Source organism: Shewanella sp. (assembly GCF_051658185.1).
Classification (GTDB): Bacteria; Pseudomonadota; Gammaproteobacteria; order Enterobacterales; family Shewanellaceae; genus Shewanella.
This window is the reverse complement of record NZ_JBOFMC010000387.1, coordinates 1-6,333: the sequence shown is the minus strand read 5'-3', so window position 1 is coordinate 6,333 and position 6,333 is coordinate 1. Positions and strand designations below refer to the sequence as shown.

Annotated in this window: 4 protein-coding genes; all 4 read left to right on the top strand. The window is 47.0% G+C overall.

What is annotated here, in order from left to right; translation table 11 throughout:
* On the top strand, positions 1 to 195 hold a 195-nt coding region (locus ACRCZA_RS14460; RefSeq protein WP_438675104.1), incomplete at its 5' end, for a multiheme c-type cytochrome.
* 343 nt (positions 196 to 538) lie between these two features.
* Positions 539 to 2,557, top strand: a complete 2,019-nt coding sequence (locus tag ACRCZA_RS14455) for an OmcA/MtrC family decaheme c-type cytochrome (RefSeq protein WP_438675103.1) — start codon at positions 539 to 541, stop codon at positions 2,555 to 2,557.
* A 68-nt stretch (positions 2,558 to 2,625) separates the two neighbouring features.
* Complete coding sequence (locus ACRCZA_RS14450; RefSeq protein WP_438675102.1) at positions 2,626 to 3,624, top strand: DmsE family decaheme c-type cytochrome; 999 nt, start codon at positions 2,626 to 2,628, stop codon at positions 3,622 to 3,624.
* A 12-nt stretch (positions 3,625 to 3,636) separates the two neighbouring features.
* Positions 3,637 to 5,730 carry an MtrB/PioB family decaheme-associated outer membrane protein gene (locus ACRCZA_RS14445; protein WP_438675101.1) on the top strand — a complete coding sequence of 698 codons (2,094 nt, stop codon included), beginning with the start codon at positions 3,637 to 3,639 and terminating at the stop codon, positions 5,728 to 5,730.
* Positions 5,731 to 6,333: the final 603 nt, after the last annotated feature.

The following is a 6,333-nucleotide window of genomic DNA, read 5'->3' as shown; positions in this document are numbered from 1 at the left end:
ATTTGGGTATCTTCCGATGCAGGCACTTGCTTAAGCTGCCACCAAAAATATCTGTCTACTGCTGCTAAATCGCACATCGAAGCTAACGGCGGTATCTTAGATGGAAGCGATGCAGCCGATGTCCAAAAACGTGCATCTGAAAGCTGTGCAACGTGCCACACTCCAGCACAATTAATGGAAGCCCACGGCAATTAATCGGATAAACGTTACTGGGTAGTAGCGCGTTATTCCTAAGCTGTTAGGTGATTGAAAGAGAGCGGTTGTTACCGCTCTCTTTTTTTATGCCTAAATTGTCATCTCGCACTCATAAAATCATTTTTCCCGAGGGGCAAAACTACCACTTTAGAAATAGAAAGATCCAAGTCACACAATAGCAAAGGGCTTAAAGATTTTAAGAGGGTGTTAAGTTAATCTTTCTTTGGGGAATTCTATTTCCAGCATTCACTTAAACTCGCTTTAGTACACAAAATACAGCCATAGAATCTGTATGAACTAGAATATATACGTTTAAGTAATGCCAAACCTATGCAGGGAAAAAATGATGAACACAAAAAAATCTAAAATCGCACTGCTGCTGGCAGCCAGTGCATTCTCTATGGCCTTAACCGGCTGTGGTAGCGATGGTAAAGACGGTCCAGATGGCAATCCCGGTAATCCCGGTGGCGAGCCGGCTGGCACTATCACTAAGCTAAATCTGGATATTACCAAAGTCAGCTATGAAAACGGCGCACCCATCGTCACAGTGTTTGCCACCAACGAAGCGGATATGCCGGTTGTTGGTTTAGCTAACTTAGAAATAAAAAAAGCATTGCAATTAATTCCTGAAGGCGCAACAGGCCCAGGTAATAGCGCTAACTGGCAACAACTGGGTTCAACCAAGACCTTTGTTGATAAAAAAAATGGTTACTATGAATTCAGCTTCGGCACATTTGATGCTGACAAAAAATTTAATACGCAATTAACTCAGCGTTTTAACGTAGTTTCAGCAGCTGGTACATTACCAGACGGTACAACAGTACCTGTTGCAGAAATGGTTGAAGATTTCGATGGCCAAGGTAATGCACCGTTATACACCAAAAACATCGTCAGTCATGAGGTTTGTACCTCTTGTCACGTTGAAGGTGAAAAAATTTACCATCAGGCAACTGAAGTTGAAACCTGTATCTCTTGTCATACTCAAGAGTTTGCCGATGGCCGTGGTAAACCTCATGTCGCCTTTAGTCACTTAATTCACAATGTGCATAATGCCAACAAAGCGTGGGGCAAAAACAATAAAGTCCCAGAAGTTGCACAAAACATTGTTCAAGATAATTGCCAAGCTTGCCACGTTGAATCTGACATGCTGTCAGAAGCGAACAATTGGTCACGTATCCCCACTATGGAAGTATGTACCAGCTGTCACGTCGGGATCGACTTTGCTGCGGGTAAAGGTCACTCAACTCAGCTAGATAATTCTAACTGTATCGCTTGCCATAGCAGTGAAACCACCAAACAAATCCATACCAGCAAAAAAGCTGATAAAAAAGCCGTGATTGCACAGCTCGGTATGGAAGCGACATTAGTCGCTAAAGATGACAATACAGCCGTGTTAAGTGTCGCTATCCTAGATAAAGATGGCAAAGCAATAGATGCTGCTACTGTTCAAAATCAAATCAAACGCTTAGAAACCATCACTAACGTTGGGCCTAACTTCCCGATCATGGGCTATAACCCAAGTCCAGTTAGTGGCTATAAGAAAGTAACTAAAGACCTGATCAAAAATGGTTTATTAGAGTCTGGCGTGACTATCGTAGAAGGTAAGTTTACCTTTACCACACCTGCCCTTCCTTTTGGCGCAGAAGGCACTGACACAGATACCGCCTTTAGCTTCATTGGGTTAGAAGTGTGTAATACCGGTTCGACCCTAACCGCTTGTACGACAGACAGCACCACGACCAGCATGAAAGCGGAAATGGCCTTTGGTACTAAGTCAGGTAAAGCGCCTAGCATGCGTCATGTCAACTCAGTTGAGTTTGGTACTTGCCAAAGCTGTCACGGTGAAACCTTTGAACTACATAAAGGCTACCATGCAGGTTTTGTGATGACTGAACAACTGTCACACACTCAGGATGCCAACGGTAAGCCTATCGTAGGGGTGGATGGTTGTGTCGCTTGTCACACGCCTGACGGCACTTATAGTCCAGCCAACCGCGGTGCGTTAGAGTTAAAAGTACACAAAACCCACGTTGACAAGGCTTATGGCCTAATTGGTGGTAACTGTGCATCTTGTCACAATGACTTCAATCTTGACTCTTTCAAGAAGAAAGGTGCATTGAATACGGCCGCAACGGCCAGTGATGATGCGACAAAACCAGGCTACTCCACTCCTATCGCAGCTACCTGTACGACCTGCCATACTGTGGGTAGCCAATACATGGTCCATACCAAGGAGCAACTCGAATCCTACGGTGCCATTATTGATGGAGAGTACTCAGAAGCGAATGCAGCGGCGCAGTCAGAAACCTGTTTCTACTGTCATAAACCCACACCAACAGATCACACTCAAGTGAAAATGTAATTTGCCCAAGCGGGGGGAGCGTGCTCCCCCTTTCTTGAGTTTTGTTGGGACAAATTGGGAAGCCTATTATGAAGAACAGTCAAAAAATGAAGAACCTGCTGCCCGCATTCGCCATGTCAATGGCATTGTCAGCAGTACTGTCATTTGGCATTACCCCAGCGCATGCCGCTAAGTGGGACGCCAAAATGACTCCCGAGCAAGTCGAAGCCACCTTAGATAAAAAGTTTGCCGAAGGCAGCTACTCCCCTAAAGGTGCCGATACCTGCTTAATGTGTCACAAAAAATCTGAAAAAGTGATGGACCTATTCAAAGGGGTTCACGGCGCGATTGACTCATCAAAAAGCCCCATGGCGGGCTTACAATGTGAAGCGTGCCACGGCCCAATGGGCAATCACAACAAGGGCGGTAACGAGCCGATGATCACCTTCGGCAAGCAATCCACCTTAAGCGCTGAAAAACAAAACAGCGTGTGTATGAGCTGTCACCAAGATGATAAGCGCATGTCTTGGAACGGTGGTCACCACGACAACGCCGATGTCGCCTGTGCCTCTTGTCACCAAGTGCATGTGGCGAAAGATCCAGTGCTGTCTAAAAACACCGAAATGGAAGTCTGTACTAGCTGCCATACCAAGCAAAAAGCGGATATGAACAAGCGCTCAAGTCACCCACTCAAATGGGCCCAAATGACCTGTAGCGATTGCCACAATCCTCATGGCAGTATGACCGACTCCGATCTCAACAAACCCACAGTCAACGATACCTGTTATGCCTGCCACGCTGAAAAACGCGGCCCAAAACTGTGGGAGCATGCACCCGTCACGGAAAACTGCGTGACCTGCCATAATCCTCATGGCAGTGTGAACGATGGCATGCTAAAAACCCGCGCACCACAGCTGTGTCAGCAATGTCATGCCAGCGATGGCCATGCCAGCAACGCTTACTTAGGTAATACTGGAATGGGTGCGAATGTCGGTGACAATGCGTTTACTGGCGGAAGAAGCTGCTTAAATTGCCATAGTCAGGTTCATGGTTCTAACCATCCATCTGGCAAGCTATTACAGCGCTAAGGAGACGAGAAAATGAAATTTAAACTCAATTTGATCACTCTGGCGTTACTGGCTAACAGTGGTATGGCAATGGCTGCCGGCGGTTATGGACTGGCGAATGCCAACACTGAAAAAGTCAAAATGTCGGCATGGAGCTGTAAAGGCTGTGTCGTTGAAACCGGGGTATCAGGGACTGTCGGCGTCGGCGTGGGTTATAACAGCGAAGACGATATCCGCTCAGCCAATGCTTTTGGTAGCAGCAACGAAGTTGCAGGTAAATTTGATGCCGACCTTGCCTATGTGGGCGCCAAAGGCTACCGCGCCAGTGTTGAAGCCTATCAACTAGGAATGGATGGTGGTCGCCTTGATGTGAATGCGGGCAAACAAGGCCAGTACAATGTCAATCTTAACTACCGCCAAATTGCGACCTACGATAGCAATAGCGCCTTAACGCCCTATTCAGGCATAGGTAGCGGCAACTTAACCCTGCCAGATAACTGGGTAACGGCGGGTTCAAGTAGCCAAATGCCTTTGTTAATGGATAGTCTGCATGCACTCGAATTGTCGCTCAAACGTCAACGCACAGGATTAGGCTTTGAATACCAAGGCGAGTCATTGTGGAGTACCTACGTTAATTACCAACGTGAAGAAAAAACCGGCTTAAAACAAGCTTCTGGCAGTTTCTTCAATCAGTCGATGATGTTAGCCGAGCCGGTCGATTACACGACAGACACGATTGATGCAGGAGTTAAACTCAGGGGGGACCGTTGGTTTACTGCGCTTAACTATAATGGCTCATTGTTTAAAAATGATAACCAGCAACTGAGTTTTGACAGTGCCTTCAACCCCACCTTTGGTGCGCAAACCCGCGGGACTATGGCACTCGATCCTGACAATCAGTCACACACGGTATCGCTCTTAGGCCAATATAACGATGGTACCAATGTGTTATCTGGGCGTATTCTGGCAGGCCAAATGAGCCAAGATCAGGCACTGGTGACGGATAACTACCGTTATTCTAACCAGTTAACCAGTGACGCCGTGGATGCAAAAGTCGATCTGTTTGGAATGAACCTCAAAGTCGTCAGCAAAGTGACTAATGACTTGCGCCTAAGTGGTAGTTACGATTACCACGACCGCGATAACAACACGCAAATCGAAGAATGGACTCAGATCAGCATCAACAATGTTAACGGTAAAGTTGCCTATAACACCCCATACGATAACCGTAGTCAGCGTTTTAAAGTCGCGGCCGACTATCGTATCAACCGGGGGATGAAGCTGGACGGTGGCTATGATTTCAAACGGGATCAACGAAATTATCAAGACGTTGAAACGACGGATGAAAACACCGTTTGGGCCCGTTTTAGAGTCAACAGCTTTGAGACATGGGACATGTGGGTCAAAGGCAGCTATGGCCAACGCGATGGCTCACGCTACCAAGCTTCAGAGTGGACCTCATCGGAAACCAATAGCTTGTTACGTAAGTACAATCTCGCGGACCGTGATCGCACTCAAGTCGAGGCCCGTGTTACGCACTCCCCTATCGAGAGCGTGACCATTGACCTCGGTGCGCGCTATGCCGTGGATGATTATACCGATACTGTGATTGGGTTAACGGAGTCAACAGACACCAGTTATGATGCCAATATCAGCTATATGATCACCAATGACTTACTGGCAACGGCGTTTTACAACCATCAAACCATTGAGTCTGAACAAGCGGGTAGCAAAAACTTCAGCACACCCACTTGGGTCGGAATGGTTGAGGATGACGTAGATGTCTTTGGTGCAGGGCTAAGTTACAACAACCTGCTTGAGAACAAGCTACGTTTAGGGCTGGATTACACCTACTCCAACTCCGACAGTAACACTCAGGTTAGACAAGCGATCACTGGCGACTACGGCGATTATTTTGCCAAAGTTCATAACATTAACTTATATGCGCAATATCAAGCCACCGAAAAAATGGCGTTACGCTTCGATTATAAAGTCGAAAATTATAAGGATAATGACGCCGCCAATGATATCGCGGTGGATGGGATCTGGAACCTTGTAGGCTTTGGCAGCAATAGCCATGACTACACGGCGCAGATGTTCATGCTGAGCATGAGCTACAAGCTCTAGTCCTTAAGCCCTCGCTGATTACCGTTTATAACTGCCTGCAGCGAGGCTTCTATTTAAATCCCTCGACATCCTCGAGGGATTTTTTTTGCCTTTACACAGGTGATATCATCGCCCTCTTAGGTGCTCACTAATTGACTACTGTGAATCAACAGCAATGCAGCGAGGACGCTTCAGCGGTTGCACTTAAGCGCTAACACTTAAGCAGCGGTAACACTATAGCGCTTGCCGCCATCGTTCCCGCACGCTTTGCCTAGTAAGACTCATGACGATGAATGCTAGCACCCAGTGAATGTTTTCAAGACATCTGCCTCTATTTTTGCATTCAAGCCGATTTACCGCATGTGACACATCATCATAAATAGGCAGCCTGCTTACTACCTGCCAGTGTTCGCATACATAGCGCGCATCCATGCTTTGCCGTTCGTCATCGGCGACTCCCCCCCCTAGCAAGCGTCAGCCATGCACTGCCCCGCAGGGCATTTAATTCTTGCTGCCCAAAAGCGCTTGCAGTAAAGTGAGCTCCTTTTAGTTCATCCGCCCAGACTGTTCCCCTGAGTCACAGATGTTGTTGTCTATGATATTGTTGTACTCGTTGAACAGCGC

What these genes read in the sequence shown, in the direction of transcription:
- ACRCZA_RS14445 (WP_438675101.1), top strand. Translation starts at nt 3,637, where the DNA reads ATGAAATTTAAACTCAATTTGATCACTCTGGCGTTACTGGCTAACAGT.
- ACRCZA_RS14455 (WP_438675103.1), top strand. Translation starts at nt 539, where the DNA reads ATGATGAACACAAAAAAATCTAAAATCGCACTGCTGCTGGCAGCCAGT.
- ACRCZA_RS14450 (WP_438675102.1), top strand. Translation starts at nt 2,626, where the DNA reads ATGAAGAACAGTCAAAAAATGAAGAACCTGCTGCCCGCATTCGCCATG.